17 protein-coding genes and 1 riboswitch are annotated in these 22,752 nt (G+C 59.0%); of the genes, 9 read left to right on the top strand and 8 right to left on the bottom strand.

Going from position 1 to position 22,752, the window contains the following annotated elements; genetic code table 11:
* Positions 1-27: 27 nt before the first annotated feature.
* Entirely contained in the window at positions 28-2,805 is a 2,778-nt protein-coding gene (locus IBT46_RS07140) for a flavocytochrome c (protein WP_200545042.1), read from the bottom strand.
* 523 nt (positions 2,806-3,328) lie between these two features.
* Between IBT46_RS07140 and IBT46_RS07145 the strand changes: the two genes are divergently transcribed.
* Positions 3,329-4,840, top strand: coding sequence for an anion permease (locus IBT46_RS07145; protein WP_200545043.1), 1,512 nt, complete (start codon positions 3,329-3,331; stop codon positions 4,838-4,840).
* Positions 4,841-5,013: 173 nt separating this feature from the next.
* Positions 5,014-6,657: a class I fumarate hydratase FumA gene (fumA, locus tag IBT46_RS07150; RefSeq protein ID WP_200545044.1), complete on the top strand. Its 1,644-nt coding sequence runs from the start codon at positions 5,014-5,016 to the stop codon at positions 6,655-6,657.
* 139 nt (positions 6,658-6,796) lie between these two features.
* On the opposite strand, the gene IBT46_RS07155 is transcribed toward fumA, so the two are convergent.
* Complete coding sequence (locus IBT46_RS07155) at positions 6,797-7,705, bottom strand: LysR family transcriptional regulator (protein ID WP_200545045.1); 909 nt, start codon at positions 7,703-7,705, stop codon at positions 6,797-6,799.
* Between the two features lie 142 nt (positions 7,706-7,847).
* On the opposite strand from IBT46_RS07155, the gene IBT46_RS07160 reads away from it, so the two are divergent.
* A complete protein-coding gene (locus tag IBT46_RS07160) occupies positions 7,848-9,230 on the top strand; it encodes an NAD-dependent succinate-semialdehyde dehydrogenase (RefSeq protein WP_370569408.1) in 1,383 nt (460 codons plus the stop codon).
* A gap of 2 nt (positions 9,231-9,232) precedes the next feature.
* Here IBT46_RS07160 and IBT46_RS07165 read toward each other — a convergent pair whose 3' ends face one another.
* Complete coding sequence (locus IBT46_RS07165; RefSeq protein WP_200545047.1) at positions 9,233-11,005, bottom strand: sensor domain-containing phosphodiesterase; 1,773 nt, start codon at positions 11,003-11,005, stop codon at positions 9,233-9,235.
* 192 nt (positions 11,006-11,197) lie between these two features.
* A complete protein-coding gene (locus IBT46_RS07170; protein ID WP_200545048.1) occupies positions 11,198-12,253 on the bottom strand; it encodes an LLM class flavin-dependent oxidoreductase in 1,056 nt (351 codons plus the stop codon).
* A gap of 187 nt (positions 12,254-12,440) precedes the next feature.
* A riboswitch (TPP riboswitch) is annotated at positions 12,441-12,561 on the top strand.
* Positions 12,562-12,702: 141 nt separating this feature from the next.
* Between IBT46_RS07170 and IBT46_RS07175 the strand changes: the two genes are divergently transcribed.
* The 4 genes from IBT46_RS07175 to IBT46_RS07190 are packed head-to-tail and all read left to right on the top strand — an operon-like array spanning position 12,703 to position 15,569.
* Positions 12,703-13,632: an FAD-dependent oxidoreductase gene (locus IBT46_RS07175; RefSeq protein WP_200545049.1), complete on the top strand. Its 930-nt coding sequence runs from the start codon at positions 12,703-12,705 to the stop codon at positions 13,630-13,632.
* Positions 13,632-13,829: a sulfur carrier protein ThiS gene (gene thiS, locus IBT46_RS07180; RefSeq protein ID WP_200545050.1), complete on the top strand. Its 198-nt coding sequence runs from the start codon at positions 13,632-13,634 to the stop codon at positions 13,827-13,829. Before IBT46_RS07175 ends, thiS begins: the two co-directional genes overlap by 1 nt.
* A gap of 1 nt (position 13,830) precedes the next feature.
* Positions 13,831-14,592, top strand: a complete 762-nt coding sequence (locus IBT46_RS07185; RefSeq protein ID WP_200545051.1) for a thiazole synthase — start codon at positions 13,831-13,833, stop codon at positions 14,590-14,592.
* Positions 14,592-15,569 (top strand): HesA/MoeB/ThiF family protein, encoded by a 978-nt coding sequence (locus IBT46_RS07190; RefSeq protein WP_105591972.1) that lies wholly within the window; start codon positions 14,592-14,594, stop codon positions 15,567-15,569. Before IBT46_RS07185 ends, IBT46_RS07190 begins: the two co-directional genes overlap by 1 nt.
* A gap of 137 nt (positions 15,570-15,706) precedes the next feature.
* On the opposite strand, the gene idnD is transcribed toward IBT46_RS07190, so the two are convergent.
* From idnD to IBT46_RS07210, 4 genes are all read right to left on the bottom strand, one after another.
* Positions 15,707-16,747: an L-idonate 5-dehydrogenase gene (idnD, locus tag IBT46_RS07195; RefSeq protein WP_200545052.1), complete on the bottom strand. Its 1,041-nt coding sequence runs from the start codon at positions 16,745-16,747 to the stop codon at positions 15,707-15,709.
* Between the two features lie 2 nt (positions 16,748-16,749).
* On the bottom strand, positions 16,750-18,114 hold the full coding sequence (locus tag IBT46_RS07200) for an MFS transporter (RefSeq protein ID WP_200545053.1): 1,365 nt from the start codon (positions 18,112-18,114) through the stop codon (positions 16,750-16,752).
* 13 nt (positions 18,115-18,127) lie between these two features.
* Entirely contained in the window at positions 18,128-19,417 is a 1,290-nt protein-coding gene (locus IBT46_RS07205; protein ID WP_200545054.1) for an MFS transporter, read from the bottom strand.
* 67 nt (positions 19,418-19,484) lie between these two features.
* Entirely contained in the window at positions 19,485-20,252 is a 768-nt protein-coding gene (locus tag IBT46_RS07210) for an SDR family oxidoreductase (protein WP_200545055.1), read from the bottom strand.
* Positions 20,253-20,530: 278 nt separating this feature from the next.
* On the opposite strand from IBT46_RS07210, the gene IBT46_RS07215 reads away from it, so the two are divergent.
* Together IBT46_RS07215 and IBT46_RS07220 are read left to right on the top strand one after the other, a co-directional pair.
* Positions 20,531-21,232, top strand: a complete 702-nt coding sequence (locus IBT46_RS07215) for a FadR/GntR family transcriptional regulator (protein WP_200545056.1) — start codon at positions 20,531-20,533, stop codon at positions 21,230-21,232.
* Positions 21,233-21,309: 77 nt separating this feature from the next.
* Positions 21,310-22,563: an enolase C-terminal domain-like protein gene (locus IBT46_RS07220; protein ID WP_200545057.1), complete on the top strand. Its 1,254-nt coding sequence runs from the start codon at positions 21,310-21,312 to the stop codon at positions 22,561-22,563.
* The last annotated feature ends 189 nt before the right edge of the window (positions 22,564-22,752 follow it).

Consider the following 22,752-nt stretch of genomic DNA (forward strand, 5'->3'; position numbering starts at 1 on the left):
AAAGGCATATACCCCGTCCACCGGATGTCAGCGCCGCGCCCAGGCGGCGGCGTTACGGCCGGCCAGCGTGCCGAAAATGATGATATCGGCAATCGCGTTACCGCCAATCCGGTTGGCACCGTGGATGCCGCCGACCACTTCACCCGCCGCCCATGCGCCGCCAATCGGCTGCTGCTGAGTATCCAGCACCGCCGTTTCGGTATTGATGGTGATGCCGCCCATGGTGTGATGCACACCGGGGGCAATGCGAATGGCATAGTACGGTGCCTGATTCAGCGGATGGCGCAGCGCGGTGGTGCGGCCAAAGTCCTCGTCCTTCTGCTGGTCGACGAACTGGTTGTAGCGCCCCAGCGTAGTTTGCAGGGTCTCCTGGTCCATATTCAGCTTTACCGCCAGCTCGTGCGGGGTAGGGGCGCTGACAACAAAGCCTTTGGCGATGTACTCATCGGCGGCTTTGTTGTTACTGCGCACCTGATTGTCGAAGATTATCCAGGCGCTTTTCTCCGGCAGGGCGATAATCGCCGCCGAGACCTTGTCGCGGGTTTCCATCTCGTTATAGAAACGATGGCCCGCCTGGCTGACCAGAATCGCCCCGCCGCCGCGAATGGCTTCGGAAATAAGGTAAGATGTGGTTTGCTCCACGGTCGGGTGGATCTGAATTTCGCCCATATCCACCGTGCCTGCACCAATGTGTTGCAGAATGGCAATGCCGCTGCCGGTGGCTCCTTTGTGATTAGTGGTGACAAAGCCATCCAGCTCAGGGCGATATTTCACCACCATTTCCCGGTTGGCGCTGAAGCCGCCGGTGGCCACAATCACGCTTTTGGCATTCAGAACACGGGTGTCGTTGTATTCGTCGACCACCTTCACACCGCTGACCACGCCGTTTTCCAGCAGGATCTCTTCCACGGCGGTTTCCAGCAGTACCTCGATATTGCGCTGGTTAATGCCTTTTACCAGGCCGCTAATCAGAAAGCCGCCCACCGCAGAACGATCGGCAGGACGGTGCGTGCGCTCAACGCTCATACCGCCGGTGATGGTGATGTCGCTGAGTTCGATGTCATTGTCCTTCAGCCATTCAATCGCCCCCGGTGCCCGCTCAACAAATTCTTTCAGCAGCACCGGGTTGTTTTTGAATTTGCCGCCTTTCAGTGTCTCGTCATAGAACAGCGTTTTGCTGTCCTCAATACCTTTCAGCTGCTGATAGTGGGTTTCCGCCGCGTTCATCCCCACCGAAGCTTTAATGGTGTTGCCGCCGATGGTCGGCATCTTCTCAATAATCACCACGTGTGCACCGGCGTCGCTGGCCTGGATCGCCGCCGCCAGCCCGGCTCCGCCGCTGCCGATCACCACCACGTCGTAGCTCTGCGGTGCCTGCGGGTTGCCGCCTTCTTCGATCACGTGCTCTTTACTGGAGGTGGTCATCGCGCGGGAGACGGCTTTTTTCAGCGCCTCACTCTGGGTGGTGGCTCCGGTGATGGCATCCACGTAGGGGCTGTTGGCCACCAGCATACGGGTACGCAGCTTCTCAAAAGTGGTAGTGAAGTCCACATCGAGCGAGTCATCCGCCACCATTGCGATGTCGGTTATACGGTCGGTATCCAGCGTGACGTTGATTTTCAGCTTCAGCGCTTCGGCTTCCACTTTCTCCTGGTACACACCGGCTTTGTACTTCCGGCCGCCGGAGCTGACATCGCGGATCATCGCATCCACCAGTGAGAATCGCCACAGCGGTTCAGGAATGTTCAGCGCTTCCCGCTGGGTGCTGTTGATAAACAGCTCCAGCTGCTCGTTTTTAATGATGCGGTCAGCCCAGTCCGGATAGGCGATGCAGGCTTTACCCACTGCCACCAGGTCGAAGCCTTTCTCCAGCGCCAGTTCGGCGTCGGCTTTATTCAGCACGCCGCCCACACCGATCACCGGCACCTTTGCCAGCGTCGCCGTACGGGCGGCAAGATATTTGGTGATCAGCGGAGTGGGATCGTCGCGGTCAACAATCGACGGGCGCAATAGCTGGCCGACGGAGAAATGCACATAGTCAATGCCGCGCGCCGCCAGCTTTTCCAGCAGGTACATCGTATCGTCGAAACGGATACCGGGCACTTCCAGCTCTTCCGGCGAGAAGCGATAGCCGATGATAAAGGTAGAGTCGGCAAAGCGCCGCACCATCTTATGGGTGATCTCCAGCACCTCCAGCGGGAAGCGGGTGCGGTTGTCGCGGCTGCCGCCCCATTTGTCATCGCGCTGGTTGGAGTTCGGTGAATAAAACTGCTGGATCAGATAGGTATTCGCGCCGTGCAGCTCCACGCCGTCAAACCCGGCCTTGATTGCCCGGTTTACGGCGTCGCCGAACTTCGTGATCATCACGTCGACTTCTTCTGCGGTCAGCGCCTGCGGGGTCGTTGCGCCTTCACGGGGAGCGGCGATAGCGCTTGGCGCTACCGGCGTTTTTCCGCCGATCAGCTCCGGCTCCACCATGCGGCCACCGTGATAAATCTGCAAAATGGCCTTGGAGCCTTTGGTCTTGATAGCGTGGGCAATTTTTGCCAGACCCGAGATTTTATTATCGCTGTCGATGCCGATAGCGCCGGGGAAAGCCGGCCCTTTGGGGTCGATAAAGCAGGACTCAACGATCACCGTGCCGATGCTGCCCGCGCGATCGCGGTAGTATTCGACCAGTTCGCTGGTCACGGTGCCGTCGTAAAAGCCGGTACAGGTGGTCATCGGTGCCATCAACAGACGGTTTTTCAGCACCGCGCCGTTCGGCAGCGTCAGCGGATTAAGAACAGGGCTTAACGTATTCATCAGGTGGGCTCCAAATAAAAATTCTTATAATTCTGTTGCAGGCGACGATTTAAAAAATAGCGATTTAACGGCATCCTGTGGCGAATATAAAATTACTCGGGTGGATAGTTTTTTATTCTAAATTCAACCACCAACAATGAACAGATATTACTGTGCCAAAATAAAATAATTTATTAATTGTTAACCAACAAGAACAAAAAATCAAATTTCAATATACATAAAAATAACTTCAACAAAAACAATACCCTATATGTTGTTTTTGTTGCATGAACTGTATTGCCTATAAAGTAAACGACAGGTTTTCTCTGTTGAGATAAACCTTGTTATTGATATTAATATTTCCATTTAATTTCGCGGGAATAGCAAAAGTAAACGAAATATAACAATGCATGATTTTATCTGATGGCGGATGGCTCCCTTGATACCCGGGTTACCCGCATAAAAAAATTAAAAAATAAACAGAATATCGGCTATAAAGTATGTGGATACTTCACTCAAACTCATCAACCTGCAGATAAAAACTATGAAACAGACATCGTCGGTTAGTGAAACCGCTGCTGCCCCTCCGGCCGCAACGGGAAATAAAAAACGCCTGATTATGATGTTCCTGCCCGTTCTCGTGGCGGTACTGCTGCTATTGATGCCGGTGCCTGAGGGGCTGGAGCCTTATGCATGGCACTTCTTCGCGATTTTTGTTGGTGTGATTGTCGGTCTGATTTTCGAGCCGCTGCCCGGGGCGGTGATCGGGCTGACCGGGGTGGTGGCCATCGCTTTGTTCAGTCCGTGGGTGCTGTTCAGCCCGGCGGAACTGGCCGATCCGAATTTCAAAACCGCCACCCAGGCGTTTAAGTGGGCGGTTAGCGGCTTTGGCAACTCAACCGTATGGCTGATTTTTGGCGCGTTTATGTTTGCCGCAGGCTATGACAAAACGCAGTTTGGCCGTCGTCTGGCGCTGATTCTGGTGAAATACCTGGGCCGTCGCAGCCTGACGCTGGGTTACGCCATCACCTTCGCCGACCTGCTGCTGGCCCCGTTTACGCCGTCCAACACCGCGCGTAGCGGCGGGACTATTTATCCGATTATCGCCAACCTGCCGCCGCTGTACGGCTCCAAACCCAACGACCCCAGCGCGCGTAAGATCGGTTCCTATCTGATGTGGGTGGCGATCACCGCTGCCTGTATCACCAGCTCGATGTTCCTCTCCGCCCTGGCACCGAACCTGCTGGCGCTGGCGCTGGTTAAAAGCGTTATCGGCTTTGATATCTCCTGGGGCATGTGGTTCCTCGCCTTCCTGCCGCTGGGCGTACTGCTGCTGCTGACTATGCCGCTGATGGCCTACTGGCTCTATCCGCCGGAGGTAAAATTCAACGATGAGGTGCCGCGCTGGGCCACCAGCGAACTGGAAAAACTCGGCAAACTGTCGCGCAACGAAATCCTGCTGCTGGTGTTTGTGGTGTCCGCGCTGCTGATGTGGATCTTCGCTACCGCCTGGATTGAACCGGCGATGGCCGCGCTGCTGGTGGTGGTGCTGATGCTGTGGACCGGGGTGCTGAACTGGAATGACATCACCAGTAACAAACCGGCGTGGAACACCTTCGCCTGGTTCGCCACGCTGGTGGCGCTGGCCGACGGCCTGGCGCGCGTGGGTTTTATCGCCTGGCTGGGCAAACAGGGCGGGCTGCTGCTTCAGGGCTACGATCCGCAGGTGTCGGCGGTGGTACTGATGATCGCTTTCTATCTGCTGCACTATCTGTTTGCCAGCACCACCGCGCACACCACCGCGCTGCTACCCGCGATGCTGACCATTGCCGCATCGATTCCGGGGATCAATATGCCGGTATTCTGCCTGATGATGTGTACCTCACTGGGCGTAATGGGGATTATCACGCCGTACGGCACCGGCCCCAGCCCGATTTACTACGGCAGCGGCTATCTGCCGACCAAAGACTACTGGCGAATGGGCACCATCTTCGGACTGTTCTTCCTGTGCGCGCTGATGCTGATCGGCTATCCGTGGATGGTGATGATGTTCTGATCTGGCACTGAAATCATGGTTATTCTCCGCAACTCTCTATAACATTCTCACTAAACCTGCCGGCCCCGCTTCTCCCCGGGCCGGCCAGATAAAAACCATAATGAAATATCGCCAGTGACGTTGCGGGTGGTTCAGCGATGTTGCGCGGCAACTTATCATTAAGTGAGAGCAAAATGTCGAAAAAACCGTTCCATTATCAGACCCCGTTCCCTCTTGCCAAAGAGGATACCGAATACTATCTGCTCACCCGCGATCATGTTTCCGTCAGTGAATTCGACGGTCAGTCGATTTTAAAAGTGGAACCGCAGGCACTGACGCTGCTGGCGCAGCATGCCTTCCACGACGCCTCCTTTATGCTGCGCCCGGCGCACCAGCGCCAGGTGGCCGCGATGCTGGCCGATCCGGAAGCCAGCCAGAATGACCGCTACGTGGCGCTGCAGTTTTTGCGCAACTCCGAAATTGCCGCCAAGGGCATTCTGCCGACCTGCCAGGACACCGGTACGGCGATTATTATGGGCAAAAAAGGGCAGCGGGTGTGGACCGGCGGCGGTGATGAGGCCGCGCTGGCGCAGGGGGTGTACAACACCTACACCGAAGACAACCTGCGCTATTCCCAGAATGCCGCGCTGGATATGTACCGTGAGGTGAACACCGGCACCAACCTGCCCGCGCAGATCGACCTCTACAGCGTTGATGGCGATGAATACAAATTCCTGTGCATGGCCAAAGGCGGCGGTTCGGCCAATAAAACCTACCTCTATCAGGAAACCAAGGCGCTGCTGACGCCCGGTAAACTGAAGAACTTCCTCACCGAGAAAATGCGCAGCCTGGGTACTGCGGCCTGCCCGCCGTACCATATTGCCTTTGTGATTGGCGGTACGTCGGCCGACAGCACGCTGAAAACCGTGAAGCTGGCCTCGACCCACTATTACGACCAGCTGCCCACCGAAGGCAACGAGCACGGCCAGGCGTTCCGCGACGTGGCGCTGGAACAGGAGCTGCTGCTGGCGGCGCAGCAGCTGGGGCTGGGTGCGCAGTTTGGCGGTAAATACTTCGCCCACGATATCCGCGTGATCCGCCTGCCGCGCCACGGTGCATCCTGCCCGGTGGCGATGGCGGTATCCTGCTCCGCCGACCGTAATATCAAGGCGAAAATCAACCGCGACGGTATCTGGATTGAGAAGATGGAGCAGAATCCGGGCCAGTACATACCGGAAGAACTGCGCCAGCAGGGCGAGGGCGATGTGGTGCAGGTGGATCTGAACCGCCCGATGAAGGAGATCCTCGCCCAGCTGTCTGAGTATCCGGTATCAACCCGCCTGTCACTCAGCGGCACCATTATCGTCGGGCGCGATATCGCCCACGCCAAGCTGAAAGAGCGAATTGATAACGGCGAAGGGCTGCCGCAGTACATTAAGGATCACCCGGTGTACTACGCGGGTCCGGCCAAAACGCCGGAAGGTTATGCCTCCGGCTCGCTGGGGCCGACCACCGCCGGGCGTATGGACTCCTACGTTGACCTGCTACAGGCCAACGGCGGCAGTATGATCATGCTGGCGAAGGGCAACCGCAGTCAGCAGGTCACGGATGCCTGCCAGAAACACGGCGGCTTCTACCTCGGCAGTATCGGCGGCCCGGCTGCGGTGCTGGCGCAGCAGAGTATTAAAAGTCTGGAGTGCGTCGAATACCCTGAGCTGGGTATGGAGGCTATCTGGAAAATTGAAGTCGAAAACTTCCCGGCCTTTATCCTGGTCGATGATAAAGGCAACGACTTCTTCCAGCAGATCCACAATCAGTGCGACACCTGCGTGAAGTAACGGCCTGAATTGGGCTTCCTCTTTTTGCAGGGGGCCCAGTTGTTTTCTGACGACTGTGGCAGATCACTTCGATTCAGGCTTCGTTCCTGCTGTATCCATCGCATCTGGCTGGCGGAAGCCGGGGACGGTCCGATCTGGTTCAGACGAGGCGTTCACGCGCTGCCGGTCCGGCAGCCGGAACCCGGCCTGTAGACAGCGGCGACAGCATTTCGGTCATCGCTTTTAAATTGGCTGAGTGTGTGCCTTTGCGCCACACCAGCCAGATTTCAATATTGCCCATCCCTCCACCCAGCGGCCAGGCCTGAACGCTGTCGCGCCCCGGCATACTCTCCAGCATACTGGCCGGGATCAGCGCCAGCCCCGCGCCTGCGCTGACGCAGGCGAGAATGCCGTGATACGACTCCATTTCGAAAATCTTGCCCGGTACGGCATTTTCCCGCGCGAACCAGTTTTCAAACAGCCGCCGGTAGGAGCAGTTGGCGCGGAAGGCGTAAATCGTTGAGCCGGAAATGCTGGCGGCGTCCGGCACCGGCGGATGATTCAGCGCGCCGATCAACACCAGTTCTTCACTGAAGGCCGGTACGCCCTCCAGCTGCGGGTGCTTAGGCGGCCCGTCGACGAACGCCGCGCTGTAGCGGCCGGAGAAAATCCCGTCAATCATATCGCCGGATGGTCCGGTGGAGAGGTCCAGTTCCACCTGCGGCCACTGCTGATGGTAGCGGGCAATCAGCGGCGGCAGGCGCACCTCGGCGGTGCTTTCAATCGCACCCAGGGTAAAGACGCCGCTGGGATGCTGGCCGGAAATGCTCAGCTTCGCCTCATCGGCCAGCGCCAGAATGCGCCGTGCGTAGTCCAGCAGCGTGCGGCCGCTGTCGGTGATGTGCAGCCGCAGTTTTTCCCGCCGGAACAGTTCGCAGCCCAGCTCTTCTTCCAGCTGGCGCAGGCGGGTAGAGATATTTGACGGCACGCGGTGCAGCCTGTCGGCGGCGGCGGAAATGCTGCCCTCTTCGGCAATCGCGCGAAAGACATCCAGCTGGGTCAGATCCATATCATTCTCGATTTGAGCAAGTAACTTTCATTATTATTCATTTTTAAAGAAAGAGTGACAAGCTTATCCTTGACCTCATGCTGCATTTCAGCCTGAGCCGCTGGGTGCTATGTCGAACCGAATGACCGAGAAGGTGCACAACATGACCGATGTAAATTCTGCCGTTTCCCGCAACCCCGCCACGGGTGACGTGGTGGCCCGCTATCCTTTCGCCAGCCGGGCCGACGTGGATGCCGCACTGGCACAAAGCGACAGCGCTTTCCAGCACTGGCGCACCAGCCCGCTGAGTGCACGCGTGCAGCTGCTGCTGTCTGTTGCCGCCGGGCTGCGCGAACAGAGCCGTGCGCTGGCGGAGATGATGACGACTGAAATGGGTAAGCCCATCGACCAGGGCCTGGCCGAAGTGGAGAAAAGCGCGAAGCTGTGTGAATGGTACGCGCAGCACGGTCCTGACTTCCTGAAACGTGAACCGACCACCGTTGAAGGTAACAAAGCCTTTGTTGACTACCTGCCGCTGGGTGCCGTGCTGTCGGTGATGCCGTGGAACTTTCCGATCTGGCAGGTGCTGCGCGGCGCGGTACCGATTCTGCTGGCGGGCAACAGCTATCTGCTGAAACCGGCCCCGAACGTGATCGGCTGCGCGCTGCTGCTACAGCAGGTGTTGAGCGATGCCGGGGTGGCGGAAGGGCTGTTTGCGGTGGTTAATGCCGATAACGACGGCGTGGCGCAGGCGATTAACGATCGCCGTATTAAAGCCGTAACCGTGACCGGCAGCGTGCGCGCCGGATCGGCAATTGCCGCGCTGGCCGGAGCCGCCATCAAGAAATGCGTGCTGGAGCTGGGCGGCTCCGATGCCTTTATCGTACTGGCCGACGCCGATATTGATGCTGCAGTGAAAGGGGCGATTGCCGGTCGCTTTATGAATAACGGCCAGCTGTGCATCTCGGCGAAACGCATCATCGTGGAGAAAGCGATGTTTGACACCTTCCGCGACAAATTCCTCGCTGCGGTGAAGGCGATGAAAATTGGCGACCCACGTGAAGCCGGGGTGTGGATTGGTCCGATGGCGCGCTACGATCTGCGCGATGAGCTGGATTCGCAGGTGCAGGCCACGCTGAAAGAGGGTGCCACTCTGCTGCTGGGCGGCCACGTGCTGCCGGGCGACGGTAACTACTATGCGCCGACGGTACTGAGCGACGTCACGCCCGCAATGACCAGCTTTAAGCAGGAACTGTTTGGCCCGGTGGCCTCGCTGATTGTGGCGGATGATGCTGAACATGCGGTGGCGCTGGCCAATGATTCCGAATTCGGTCTGGGGGGCAGCCTGTGGAGCCGCGATCTGGAGGCCGCACAGCGTCTGGCATCACGCATTGAAACCGGTGGGATGTTTATTAATACGCCAAGCTTCTCCGATCCGCGCGTGCCGATCGGCGGCGTGAAGAAGAGCGGTTTCGGTCGCGAGTTGTCGCACTTCGGCCTGCGTGAGTTCACCAACCCGCAGACCGTATGGATTGAACAGCCCTGACGTTACACCGCCATATGGCTGAACCAGTGTTCCAGCTTGTCCGGCGGTAATGGGTGGGAATAATAGAAGCCCTGGATTTCGTCGCAGCCGAGATGCTGCAACGAGGCCAGGGTTTGCAGATCTTCCACGCCTTCGGCCAGCACCACGTAGTTCAGCTCTTTCAGCATGGTGATCATATGGCGGGCAATCACTTCGCAGGCCGGATCGCAGTTCAGCTGCTGGATCAGCGAACGGTCCAGTTTAATCACATCGATAGGGATGCGGCGCAGAGTATTAATGTTGTTGTAGCCGGAACCAAAATCGTCCAGCGCAATGCGAAAACCGCGCTGCTTGAGCATATCCAGCCCCCGGCAGGCCTCGGTGCTTTCCAGCACCTGCTGGGTTTCCAGGCATTCAAGGGTCAGATCGCCGGGCTGTAAACCGGCGCACCGGGTCTTTTCCGCCAGGTCGGCGGCAAACGCCGGGCGGGAGAAGTCGCTGACGCTGAGGTTAACCGACACCGGCAGACTCAGCCCCTTTTCACGCCAGACGCGCAGCTGCATCAGGGCGTGGTCAATCACCCAGTCGGTCAGTTCATCCATCAGGCTGGTATGTTCCGCCAGCGGAATAAACTCGGCCGGGGAAATATTGCCGGCAACCGGATGCTGCCAGCGCAGCAGCGCCTCCAGCCCGACCGGCTTACCGGTGTGCAGGCAGAGCTGCGGCTGATACACCAGGTACAGACCCTGGCTGCCGCGCAGCGCCAGCGCCAGGTCGTTCAACAGCTGAAAGTTAAGATTGCGGCGATGGTCGCTGTCGGCGTTGTAGGCCATCGCCGTCTGCTTCTGACTGATGGCCTCATGCAGGGCGCTGACCGCCTGGCGCAGCACCTCTGTGACCTGAGAGGTGGCAGGCACAAAACTCACCTCGCCGACGTAGATTTTCACATCGATAGTGATATCGCCCAGCACCTGAGCACGAATATGTTCCAGCCGATCGCTGAGCGCCCTGGCGTTAACCGCGCTGTTTTTCCGGCTGAGCAGAGCAAAACGACCGGTAGCAACGGTGTACAGCACGTCCTCTTCGCTCAGATGCAGCCGGGAACGCACCGTCGCGGTCAGCGCTTTCAGCAGCGTTTCTACGGCATCCATCCCCATCGAGCGGGCGATTTCATAGGCGCGCGGCATATCAATGCAGTCAATCAGCGTCAGGGTCAGCGGATCGAAGCTGGAGGCGCGCTGCAGCAGGCCGATATCCTTCAGCAGCCGCTGGCGATTGGGCAACTGGGTGACCACATCTTTGTAACCCGCAGTGTACCAGGCATCAAGATAGCCGCTGACCAGGCCCGCCAGCAGCTCCAGCATCGTTGACTGATGTTCATCGATGGTGTGCGGCCGGGTGTCGGTAATACACAGGGTTCCCACCGAAATGCTTTCCCGCGTGTAGAGGGGTATACCCGCGTAGAATCGAATGAAAGGCGCGCCCAGCGTGAAGGGATTCTGACTGAAACGCGGGTCAAGCAGCGTGTCGCTACAGATCAGCAGCGAATCACTGAGCACCACCTGGCGGCAGAAGGCGTCATGCAGCGAGCTTTGCGGCACATCAAGGCAGCAGGCGGCCTTAATATACTGATTTTCATTATCCAGAACCGAGACAAAGCAGCCCGGGAACGCCAGCAGATCGCTGGCGAGCAGGGTGAATTTTTGCAAAATATCATCGCGGATAGCATCTTCAGATTTGAGCATCTCAAGGGCAGCCAGGCGTCTGACATCATCGTTACTGAAGGTCCCACTCATGGTTTGGATTCGCATTAAAGAGTTGATGGCTGCTGACCCCGTCAGACTATCACGATTCCTCTCTCTGACTGGTCGATCTTCACTGCTGTCATCATGAAAATAATTTTTAATGATAGTGAAGAGATTGCATCATTCCAATGCGGTCCCAGGTTTTGCTGGCACTACATGCGTAATTGTGATGGAAATCATGGCTCAGAGAGCCATGTCGATGTTTTCCTCATGATTTACACGGCGGCGCCAGCCCAGCTCAGGGGCAATCAACGTGGCGAAGTCGCTGATAATCTGGCGATACTGGTCTGCGGTGAACTCATAGGGCAATTCCAGCCTCAGTTCATCCACTTCACGCAGGATCGGGTCGTTAAACAGACGTTCCAGGATCTGTTCCGCATCGCCCACGATATCCTGTGAAAACAGCGTACGGCGCGGCCCCTGCGGCGTCAGCGTGCGTTCATAGCGGCTGGCGGCGAATTCCGCGTAGCGGCGGCGGGTTGGGGTGTCCGCGCTGTCGATGGGAACAATGACCCGGCCTGCGGCGATACGCGGCCGACGCGGGGCATCTTCGGGCCAGTTTTTACGATAGATGGCAATCTGCGCCAGCTGCGCCTCATAGTAATTATTCGTCTCTTCACCTGAGGTCAAATTGCCGATCAGCATGTTAAAACCGTTCGCCGCCGCCCAGGCCGCCGATTTCAGCGAGCCGCCGCCGTACCACAGGCGGTTAACCAGCCCCGGCGAGTCGGGATGCAGGCGTGGGCGCTGCTGGTTGCCCGGCGAGGCAATCAGGGTATTTTCATCCGCCAGCCAGCGGCCGCTGAGGTTATCCCGCAGGCGTCGAACCCGATCGTAGGAGAAATCCTCCTGCCGCCAGTCGCCGGAGAACAGCGCCGGGCCGATCAGTTCCAGGTGGTTCGGCTGCCCGGCACTGAGGCCCACGTTGAGCCGTCCACGGGACAGCACGTCCACCGTCAGTAAATCTTCCGCCAGCCGAAACGGGCTTTCATAGCCCATCTGGATCACCGCGGTGCCCAGCTCAATATGCCGGGTGCGCTGCGTGGCGGCGGCCAGAAAGGTACTCGCCGAGGAGACGCCGTGCTCCAGATGGCGCTGGCGAATCCAGGCACCGTTGTAGCCCAGCGATTCACCCAGCTCGAACAGTTGCAGGGTCTCTTCCAGCCCCTGTAGCGGGGCGTGGTCCGGGTAGTTTCCGGGAGTAAGGAAAGCGATATGCGATATGGCCGGTTTCGTCATGGTGTCCATCCGTTCAGACCTGATGTGGGAGAGGCGCACTGAAAAATCCTTCAGCATCGGGCAATTGTGTTGCCTGCCCCGCACTTTGCAAAATGCTGAATCCGGCACTCTATTTTCATCTGGCGAAAACGGTCGTCGAAATAAATCCACCTAAACGCTTGCGGTTGCGCTCAGGATGCAATAAAAAAGTCTCTGTCAGGGGAGTCTCGCCGAAGAGACTGAGAGGCTGATTGCGATTTATCGCGGCTCAGCGACCCTTAGAACCTGACCCAGTTGATACTGGCGTAGGAAGACCTGTCGTGCCGCTTCACCGCACGCCTTATCGGGCAGATCGCAGCCGCCGAACGCCGATACTCTCCCTTCTCATTATCGCGGGTCTTCTTAGTTATCTGAGAGGCCGGTATGACGTTTGTAACAACTCTCCCTGAATATTCCGCCGAGGCGACATCGTGAGCCACTGGTCGATCCTGGGTTCCGGCGTGACCGGGCTGTGCGTGGCTACTGCGCTGGCCGACGCCGGAGAAAAGCTGGAAATCATCACCTCTGAGGAACACTGCCCCGCGTCGCACTATGCGGGCGGCATGCTCGCGCCGTTCTGCGAGGGCGAAGGCGCACCGGAAGAGGTGGTCAGGCTGGGGCAGGGCTCCGCCGACTGGTGGCAGGCGCACGTTAGCGGCGTGGCGCGCCAGGGAACGCTGGTGATCGCACCGCCGCGCGACAGCATGGAGCTGAACCGCTTTGCCAAAATGACCCAGGGCCATGAGTGGGTGGACCCGGGCAGCGTGGAGGATCGTCTGGCCGGGCGCTTCGCACGCGGGCTGTTTTTCCCCAGCGAAGGGCACCTTGACCCGCGCAAGGCGATGCAGGAGCTGCGGCAGACGCTGCTGGCCGCGGGTGTGGCGATCCACCACGGCAAACCAACGGGCAAAATTATCGACTGCCGGGGGATTCACGCCGCACCTCAGCTGCCGGAACTGCGCGCCGTGCGCGGTGAGATGCTGATCCTGCAAAGCGATGAGGTGCAGTTTTCACGCCCGGTCCGTCTGCTGCACCCGCGTTTTCCCTGCTACCTGGTGCCGCGCAGCGAAGGGCGCTTTATGCTCGGTGCCACCATGGTGGAAAGCAACGACGCCAGCCCGATCAGCGCCCGCGCGCTGATGGAACTGCTGAGCGCGGCATACACCATCGACCCGGCGCTGGCCGAAGCGCGGGTGATTGAAACCGGCAGCGGCCTGCGCCCCTCTTACCCGAACAACCTGCCGGATATTCGCTATCGCGACGGCACCTTCCACGTCAACGGCATGTACCGGCACGGCTTTCTGCTGGCACCGATCGTGGCGCAAAACCTTATCCAACAGCTGTCGCAGGAGACGCGCTGATGCACATTTTTCTGAACGGTCAGGCGACCGAAACCCAGGCAGCGACCCTGACGGCGCTGCTTAACGAGCAGCAGATCGATCGCAGCTGCGTGGCCTGCGCGCTGAACGGCGATTTTGTCCCGCGCGGGCTGTATGACGCCACGCCAATTAACGAAGGCAGCAAGATTGAAGTGCTGTCACCGATGCAGGGGGGCTGAGATGAACTTTTACGATTACGCACCTGAATCACGCTTTCTGTTGGGCACGGCGGGCTACCCGTCGCCGGAAATTTTAGGCCAGGCGATTGAAGCCTCCGGCACCGAGATTATTACCGTCAGCCTGCGTCGCGAAGGCGGTGCGGGTGGGGCATTCCGCGATCTGCTGACCCGGCTGAACAAACGCGTGTTGCCGAATACGGCGGGCTGCCACACGGTGAAAGAGGCGGTCACCACGGCACATATGGCGCGTGAGCTGTTCAACACCCGCTGGATCAAGCTGGAGGTGATCGGCCATGCCGACACGCTCCAGCCGGACCCGTTCGGGCTGGTGGAAGCGGCGCGTATCCTCTGCGAAGAGGGTTTCCAGGTGTTTCCCTACACCACTGAAGATCTGGTATTGGGCGAGAAGCTGCTGGAGGCGGGCTGCCAGGTACTGATGCCGTGGGGCGCGCCGATCGGTTCCGGCCAGGGGCTGCGCAATATTGAAGGGCTGCGCACCATGCGCGCGTGGTTTAAGGACGTGCCGCTGGTGGTGGATGCCGGGATCGGCACGCCGAGCCAGGCCGCGCAGGCGATGGAGATGGGCTTCGACGCGATCCTGCTGAATACCGCCGTAGCCAAAGCGCAGGATCCGGTGCGCATGGCCAGCGCCTTCCGCGAGGCGATCCACGCCGGGCAGCAGGCGCTGCTGGCCGGGCCGATGGAGCGCCGCGATATGGCGGCGGCCTCAACCCCGGTCTTCGGCCTGGCGGAGTTTAACTGATGGATCGCTACCAGCGGCAGACCATGCTGCCGGAGATCGGCCCGCAGGGGCAGCAGAAGCTGGCGCAGGCGAGGGTGCTGGTGGTCGGCGCGGGCGGCCTGGGTGCCACGTTGCTGCCTCAGCTGGCCGGGGCCGGAGTCGGCTTTCTGCGCGTCTGCGACGACGACCGCGTGGAGGTGCATAACCTGCACCGACAGACACTGTTCACCATGCAGGACGTCGGCCAGCCGAAAGCCGTGGCGGCGCGCCGGGCGCTGAACGCGCTAAACCCGGAATGCGAGGTGGAAGCCGTTGACATCAGGCTCTCCGGCAGCAGCCTGGATCATGCGCTGCGCGATATGGATATCGTGGTGGATGCGGCGGATAACTTCGCCATCACCTGGCTGCTTTCCGACGCCTGCTTCAGCCGTGGCCTGCCGCTGATTTCCGCCTCGGTGCTGGGGCGGCAGGGCTATGTTGGCGGCTTCTGCGCCGGTGCGCCGAGCTATCGCGCGCTGTTTCCGCAGCTGCCGTCCTCGGCGGCCAACTGCAGTACGGCGGGGGTGATGGGGCCTGCGGTGGCCACGCTGGGCGCGTTACAGGCGCAGATGACCCTCAGCGTGCTGCTCGGTCTGGAGCCATCACCGTTGGGCTGCATGGTGAACTGTGATTTCGTGAACTGGCGCTTCGGCCAGTTCCGCTTTGACGGCGCGCCGGAACCAACGGAAGCCATCATCCCGTTCCTCGACGCGCAGATGCTGACGGCGGAAGACTGCATTGTGGAGCTGCGCAGCGTGGAAGAAGCCCCGGTAAGCGTGGCCGCGCAGGCTCAGCGCATCCTGCCCGCCGAGCTGGCGGCCTGGCAGCCACCGGCCTCGGGGCGTATCGTGCTGGTCTGCGCCAGCGGCATCCGCGCGGGCCGCGCGGCGCAGCAGCTGAAAGAGCGGGGATACCGCGATTTGGCGCTGGTGGCGGCGGACTATATTCCGGGGGAGTGACAGGCTGCGCTTACCACTGGCGGCTTAACCTGTTTCAGGATGAACCGGCTGCCAGGGCTGTCGCCATTTCAGGCTGAAACCCTGCCGCCGCCGGTATCCAGCCGCGTAGTCCGCCCGGATACCGGCAACGCCGTTTGTCAGAACACCAGTTGCACCTTGGCCGCCTTTTCTTTATCGGCTGCCAGCGCCAGGGCGGCCACCGCATCGGCCATATCCCGTTCGGCGGAGAGCAGCGGCAGCGGATTGATTTTGCCCGTTTCCAGCCACTTCACCGCGGTGTCGAACTCGCCGATAAAGCGGAACGAGCCGCGCAGCTGAACTTCTTTCACCAGCAGCGGCCCTATCGGGAAATTCACCTCGGCGGCACCCATGCCCAGCTGCACGATAATCCCGCCCGGGCGGGTAAAGGCCACCATCGCCGCAATTGCCGACGGCGCGCCGGAGGCTTCAAAGCAGACGTCAAACTGGCCGCCGTCCGCCGTCCAGTCCGTGGTTGTTGCTTCATCACGCGGGTCCTGCGCCTGAGTGGCACCCATCTCCACCGCCAGCGCCCGGCAGCGCGGGCTGATGTCGGTCGCCACTACCTCCGATGCGCCGGACGCCAGCGCGGAGGCAATCACCAGGCAGCCAATCGGCCCCGCGCCGCTGACCAGCACGCGTTTGCCGGTCAGATCCCCAGCCTGCTTTATCGCGTGAATGCACACCGCCAGCGGTTCAGCAAACGCAATCACGCGCGGCTCCGCCTCCTGCGTATAGGGAACACACTGCGCCGGGCTGACGGCCACGTACTGCGCAAACCCACCGTTCACGTGCGGGAAGAACTGCGCGCTGCCCATAAAGCGCATGGTGCGGCACAGGTTCTGCCTGCCGCTGCGGCAGATATCGCACTGCTGGCAGGGCTGTGACGGGTTGATCGCCACGCGCTGGCCGCCGCGCAGCCCGCTGTTTTCCGGTGCCTGCTCAATGATGCCGACAAACTCATGGCCCAGCACCATCGGCGATTTCAGCACCGACATGCCGGCTTTGCCGTGCTGGAAATAGTGGATATCGGAGCCGCAGATTCCGCCGCGCTCCACTTTCACCAGCACCCGATCGGCTTCCCAGCTAAGGGTATGACTCTCCAGGCGCACATCATGCGCCCCATGTGCGACTACGGCTTTTACGGTTTTCTGCTGCATAGTTATCCCTGAATTTCAGACGGGTGAAGGTTTTTTTTGCTATCGGCTCCGGCTTCGCTTTCCGGTGGCGTCATTAACTCGATTTTCCCCACCAGGAACAGATAGGCGAGGAAGCCTGCCAGCGCCACGGCGGCGATGTACCACATCGCGTACTGGAAGTTCTGCGTGCGCTGCAGGATCACGCCGATGATGATCGGGCTGGCAATACCGGAAAGGTTGCCAAAAATATTCAGGAAGCCGCCGATAGTGCCGATCAGATGGCGAGGGATCACATCGCTGCACACCACCCAGCCCAGGTTGGAAAAGGCATTAGCGAAGAACGCCACGGAGAGAATGCCAATGGCGATCACCGGCTGATCCTGGAAGAAGTTCACCAGCGCAATTGAGCAGGTCAACAGCATCCCCGCCATCACCGGCAGCTTGCGGGAGAAGGTCCGGCTGTGGCCGCGCTTCAACAGCAGGTCGCTTAAGGTTCCACCACACAGCACGCCCGCCATCGCCATCAGGTACGGGAACATCGCCCCGATCCCGGCTTTATCAATCGACAGATGCAGGCCTTTTTCCAGGTAGACAATAAACCACGTCAGGAAGAAATAGAGCGTTGAGGACGCGGCAAACTGGGCGATAAACAGGCCCCAGGTGGTGCGCTGGCGCAGGATATAGCGCACCGACTGCCAGTTAACCCGGCTGCCTGCGTGCTGTGACGCCGAACCGTAGCCGCCGCCTTTGCGGATAATCTCCAGTTCGGCCTGATTGACGCTTTTGCTGTGCTGCGGGTCGCGATAGGTCATCAGCCAGTAAATGCCGAAAATAATGCCGACCATGCCCGAAATGTAGAAGGACATCTCCCAGCCCCATTTGCTGACGATAAATGACAGGGCAGGGGTCAACAGCGCCAGGCCGATATACTGGGCGCTGGAGTAGGTGGCCGTAGCGCGGGCGCGCTCGTGGTCCGGGAACCAGGTGGCGATGATTTTAGTGTTTGAAGGGAATGACGGCGCTTCCGCCATCCCCACCAGTGCCCGGCAGGCCAGCAGCATCATAAATGAGGCCGTGGCGGTGGTGAACAGATGGTGCGAGGCAAAGCCCATCATCAGGGTGAACACGCTCCACAGGACAATAGCGCTGCCGTAAAGCCAGCGGGAGCCGATCCGGTCGAGCAGGTAGCCCACCGGGATCTGGCTCATGGCATAGAACCAGGTGAACATCGAGAACAGCAGGCCAAGCTGGGTCGGCGACAGGGCGAATTCGCCCTGGATATGCGAGCCTGCCACCGACAGGTTCGCGCGATCCATATAGTTGATTGCCGTAACCACAAACAGCATGATCAGCACGGAGAAACGGGTGCGGGTAGGTTTGAGTTTCATTCTTATGCTGCCCTTATGACGCGGATGCCGTGCGGGTTGACGCCGCAGAGGTGCTGCTAAAACGGGTCAGTATCGTCAGCAGAACGGCAATCACCAGCGATCCCCCCATAAAGACGTAGGAGGCCGCCGGGCTGCCGGTCAGGCCGTTGAGGTAGCCAACGATCCACGCGCCAACGAAGGAACCCAGCGCGCCGAAGCAGACGACGAACGACATCGCACCGGCCACCACGTTACGTGGGATCATCTCCGGGATGGCGGCAAAGAACGGGCCATACGGGGTGTACATCGCGCCGCCCGCAATCACCAGCAGCGTCCAGGAGATCCAGAAGTGGGAGGCACCGAGCGTGAAGGAGGCGATAAAGCAGGCCGCGCCCAGTCCGAGGAAGGTCACCACAATCGCTTTACGCTGCTGGAATTTATCGGAAATCCACGACGCGCCCAGCATCAGCGGCACGGCAAGCAGGTAGGGTGCTGCCGACAGCCAGCCGGTGGCGACGATGCCCATGCCGGACGCGGTTTTCAGTATTGACGGCAGCCACATGATGAAACCGTACATGCCGATATTCCAGAAGAAGTGGATAAACGCCAGCGAGAGCACCTTCGGCGAGCGGAACGCCTCGCGGTAGTTTTTCACCGGCGCGATCGCCTGCTGCTCGGCGGCCAGCGCGTTTTCCACCGCCCGTTTTTCCCGTTCGCTCAGCCATGCGGCATCTTTCGGGCGATCGGCGTAAACCATCCACCAGATAAACGCCCACAGGATGGCGGGAACGCCTTCGATAATAAACATGCCGCGCCAGCCGAAGGAATTCACCAGATAGCCGGACAGAATCGACATCCACAGGACGGTAATCGGATTACCGAGGAATAAGAAGGTGTTGGCCCTGGACCGCTCCTGGCGGGTGAACCAGTGGCTGAGGAAAATCAGCATGGCGGGCATCACCACGCTTTCGGCAACGCCGAGCAGGAAACGGATAACGGCCAGCAGCGCGACGCTGTGCACCATCCCGGTGGCGGTTGCCAGCGCCCCCCACAGGATCAGGCTCCAGAAGATCATCCTCTTCGCCGAGTGCTTTTCTGCGTAGATACCGCCCGGCACCTGAAAACAGAAATAGCCAAGGAAGAACAGCGCGCCGAGCAGCGAGGAGATCGCCGGGGTGATATTCAGATCTTCCGCCAGCCCGGCGGCGGCGCCAAAGCCGTAGTTGGCGCGATCCAGATAGGCCAGGCTGTAGGTGATAAACGCGATGGGGATGAGCCTGCTCCACCGTTTGGTGGGGAGCAGCCCTGCAATGGTCTGATTCATGTTCTGACCTCTTATCTTTGTTTTGTAGGGTAGTCGGGTCTTGGGGTTTAACGGCGAGTGGACCGCGTTACAGCGTGGCCAGCCAGCCGCCGTCGACGTAGATCATCTGGCCGTTCACGTAGTTAGATGCCGACGATGCCAGGTACACCGCCGTGCCGATCAGCTCTTCCGGTTTGCCCCAGCGCCCTGACGGATTGCTGTTGCAGACCCATTGGTTGAACTCGGCGTTATCCACCAGCGCGGCATTCATATCGGTGAGGATGTAGCCGGGGCCGATGCCGTTCGACTGGATGTTATGCACCGCCCACTCGGCGGCCATCGATTTGGTCAGCAGCTTGATGCCGCCTTTCGCCGTCGTGTAGGGGGCCACCGTCGGGCGCGCGGCTTCACTGGTGAGTGAACCGATATTGATAATCTTGCCGCCGCTGTTGCGCGCTACCATGCGCTTCGCCGCCGCACGCGCCACCAGGAATGCGCTGGTCAGGTTGACATCCAGCACCCGCTGCCAGTCGCTCAGCGCCAGTTCCAGCATCGGTTTACGAAACTGAATCCCGGCGTTGTTGATCACGATATCAACGTGAATGTTGTCGGCGTCTAACCGGGCGAACACGCTGTCAATTTCGCTCTCGCTGGCGACGTCAAAAATAAAGCCTCGGGCGTTATGCCCTCTGGCCTGCAGTTCGCTCAGCGCCGTATCCATATGTTCCTGGCGGGTGCCGTTCAGGATCACCGATGCACCGGCGTCTGCCAGACCCGCCGCGTAGGCGAATCCCAAACCGCGCGTAGAACCGGTGATCAGCGCCGTCTTCCCCGTAAGGTCAAAAATCGGGTTCATTTTAAATCCTCATGTAACATGACTAACAAGTTGATGTCGTTTGTTGTACGTGAGCTTTTATGAACCAGCAAATAGCGGCTGAACAAAATGCAGCGGGCTTCACAAAAATAGTGATTTATAGCAGCATCAGAAAATCGACATATTTTTTATCTATATGATTTTAAGCAATAAAAACTGAAAGGTGTTTTGATCGTTGTCGCAGCCGTTAAATTTTTAACTTGTGATACGCCTCGGGAAACGATACAACTCCAGACATGTAGGACAAGTGGGTAAATGACGTGGCGCTTGAGAGTGTGCAGAAGCACAACATCGTGGATGTGATCTACGAGCAGATGAAAAACAACATTCAGAACGGCATCTGGGAGCCGGGCTGCAAACTGCCTTCCGAGGCTGAACTGACGAATACGTTCCAGGTCAGCCGGGTGAGCGTACGCAGTGCGGTGCAGAAGCTGCGCGACCTGGGCGTGGTGATCACCCATCAGGGCAAGGGCACCTACGTGACGCGTGACGTGGCGCGCTACGGCGCGTTTAACGATAACCAGCCGATTCTGCACCTGTCTGAAGAAGAGTTCGAGGATATGCGCGTGTTTCGCCAAACCGTGGAGTTTCGCTGCATGGAGCTGGCGGTGAAAAATGCCAGCGATGACGATATCGCCGAGCTGGAAAAGGCGCTGAACCGCATGCTGGTTAATAAGGATGACTATAAAAAGTATTCGCTGGCGGACTACGACTTTCATCTGGCGATTGTGAAAGCCTCGCACAATACCATTTTCATCCACGTGATGGAGTCGCTGAAGGGCATTTACGTTCACTACCTGGAAGAGCTGAACCGGGTGCTGGGCATTACGCTGGAAAGCGTCGAAGCCCACATTAAGGTGTTTATGGCGCTGAAAAATCGCGATGCCTCGCTGGCCACCGAGACGTTAAACAGCGCGATGACCCATAACGTTCATGCCATTGAAGACGTGCGGCATAACTGATTCCGCTAAAAAGCCCTTTTCGGGCTTTTTTAAGTATTTAACATGTAGGACATCATACAGGATTAATAAGGAATAACATGAGCAAACTCACCATTACCGACGTGAAAACCATCCTGACCGCACCGGGAGGCATTGACCTTGTGGTGGTCAAAATCGAAACCAGTGAACCCGGCCTGTACGGCCTTGGCTGCGCCACCTTTACCCAGCGTATTCATGCTGTATCGGCGGCCATCGACAACTACATGAAACCCTTCCTGCTGGGCAAAGATCCTGCCCGCATTGAGGATATCTGGCAGTCGGCGGCGGTCAGCGGCTACTGGCGCAACGGCCCGGTGATGAACAATGCGCTCTCCGGCGTGGATATGGCGCTGTGGGATCTGAAGGGCAAGGTCGCCGGATTACCGGTTTATGAATTGCTGGGCGGCAAATGCCGCGATGGCATCGCCCTTTACCGCCACTGCGACGGCGCGGATGAAGTGGAGGTGGAAGACAATATTCGCGCCCGTATGGAAGAGGGTTACCAGTACGTTCGCTGCCAGATGGGCATGTACGGCGGGGCAGGGACCGACGATCTGCGGCTGATTGCCGGCAAGCTGGCGAAGGCGAGGAATATCCAGCCGAAAGTGTCCCCGCGCCAGCAGACGTCGGGCGTCTACTTCGACCCGGATGCCTACGCCCGCGCGGTGCCGCGCCTGTTTGAGCATCTGCGTAATAAAATCGGCTTTGGCGTTGAGTTTATTCATGACGTTCACGAAAGGATCACTCCAATTGCCGCCGTGCAGATGGCGAAATCGCTTGAACCCTATCAGCTGTTCTTCCTCGAAGATCCGGTGGCACCGGAGAATATCGACTGGCTGGACAAGCTGCGCGCGCAGAGCAGCACGCCGATTGCTATGGGCGAGCTGTTCACCCAGATCAATGAGTATAAATCGCTGATTCAAAACCATCTGATTGACTATATTCGCTGCCACGTCAGCACCATTGGCGGCATTACCCCGGCCAAAAAGCTCGCCACCTTTGCGGAACTGTACGGCGTGCGCACCGCGTGGCACGGACCGGGTGACATCTCCCCCGTCGGCGTTGCCGCCAATCTGCATATCGATATGAGCATCACCAACCTGGGGATTCAGGAATACACGCCGGTCAACGATGCGCTGATGGAAGTGTTCCCTGGCTGCCCGGAAATCGACCGCGGCTATGCCTACCTGAGTGACCGCCCGGGACTGGGGGTGGATATCAATCTGAAAGAAGCGGCGAAATACCCGGTGCTGGGCGGCATTCCCGAATGGACCCACGCGCGCCTGCCGGACGGGACTGCGGCACGCCCTTGAGGCGTTTGTGAGGGGCTGATGTGTTGAATGGGGCTGCCGGGATGGTGGCCTTTTTTTGTTAGCTGGACATCGCTAATAAAAACGGAATGTGGATGTTTGCAGGGGAGAGGGAGGGATTGCTTTGAAGGGCTGGTATGTGCTGTGAGTTCAACTGATGGGCGCAACACACTTATTGAACCGCTCTGCGGG

This window comes from Erwinia sp. S38, from assembly GCF_016624545.1.
GTDB classification, from domain to species: domain Bacteria; phylum Pseudomonadota; class Gammaproteobacteria; order Enterobacterales; family Enterobacteriaceae; genus Erwinia; species Erwinia coffeiphila.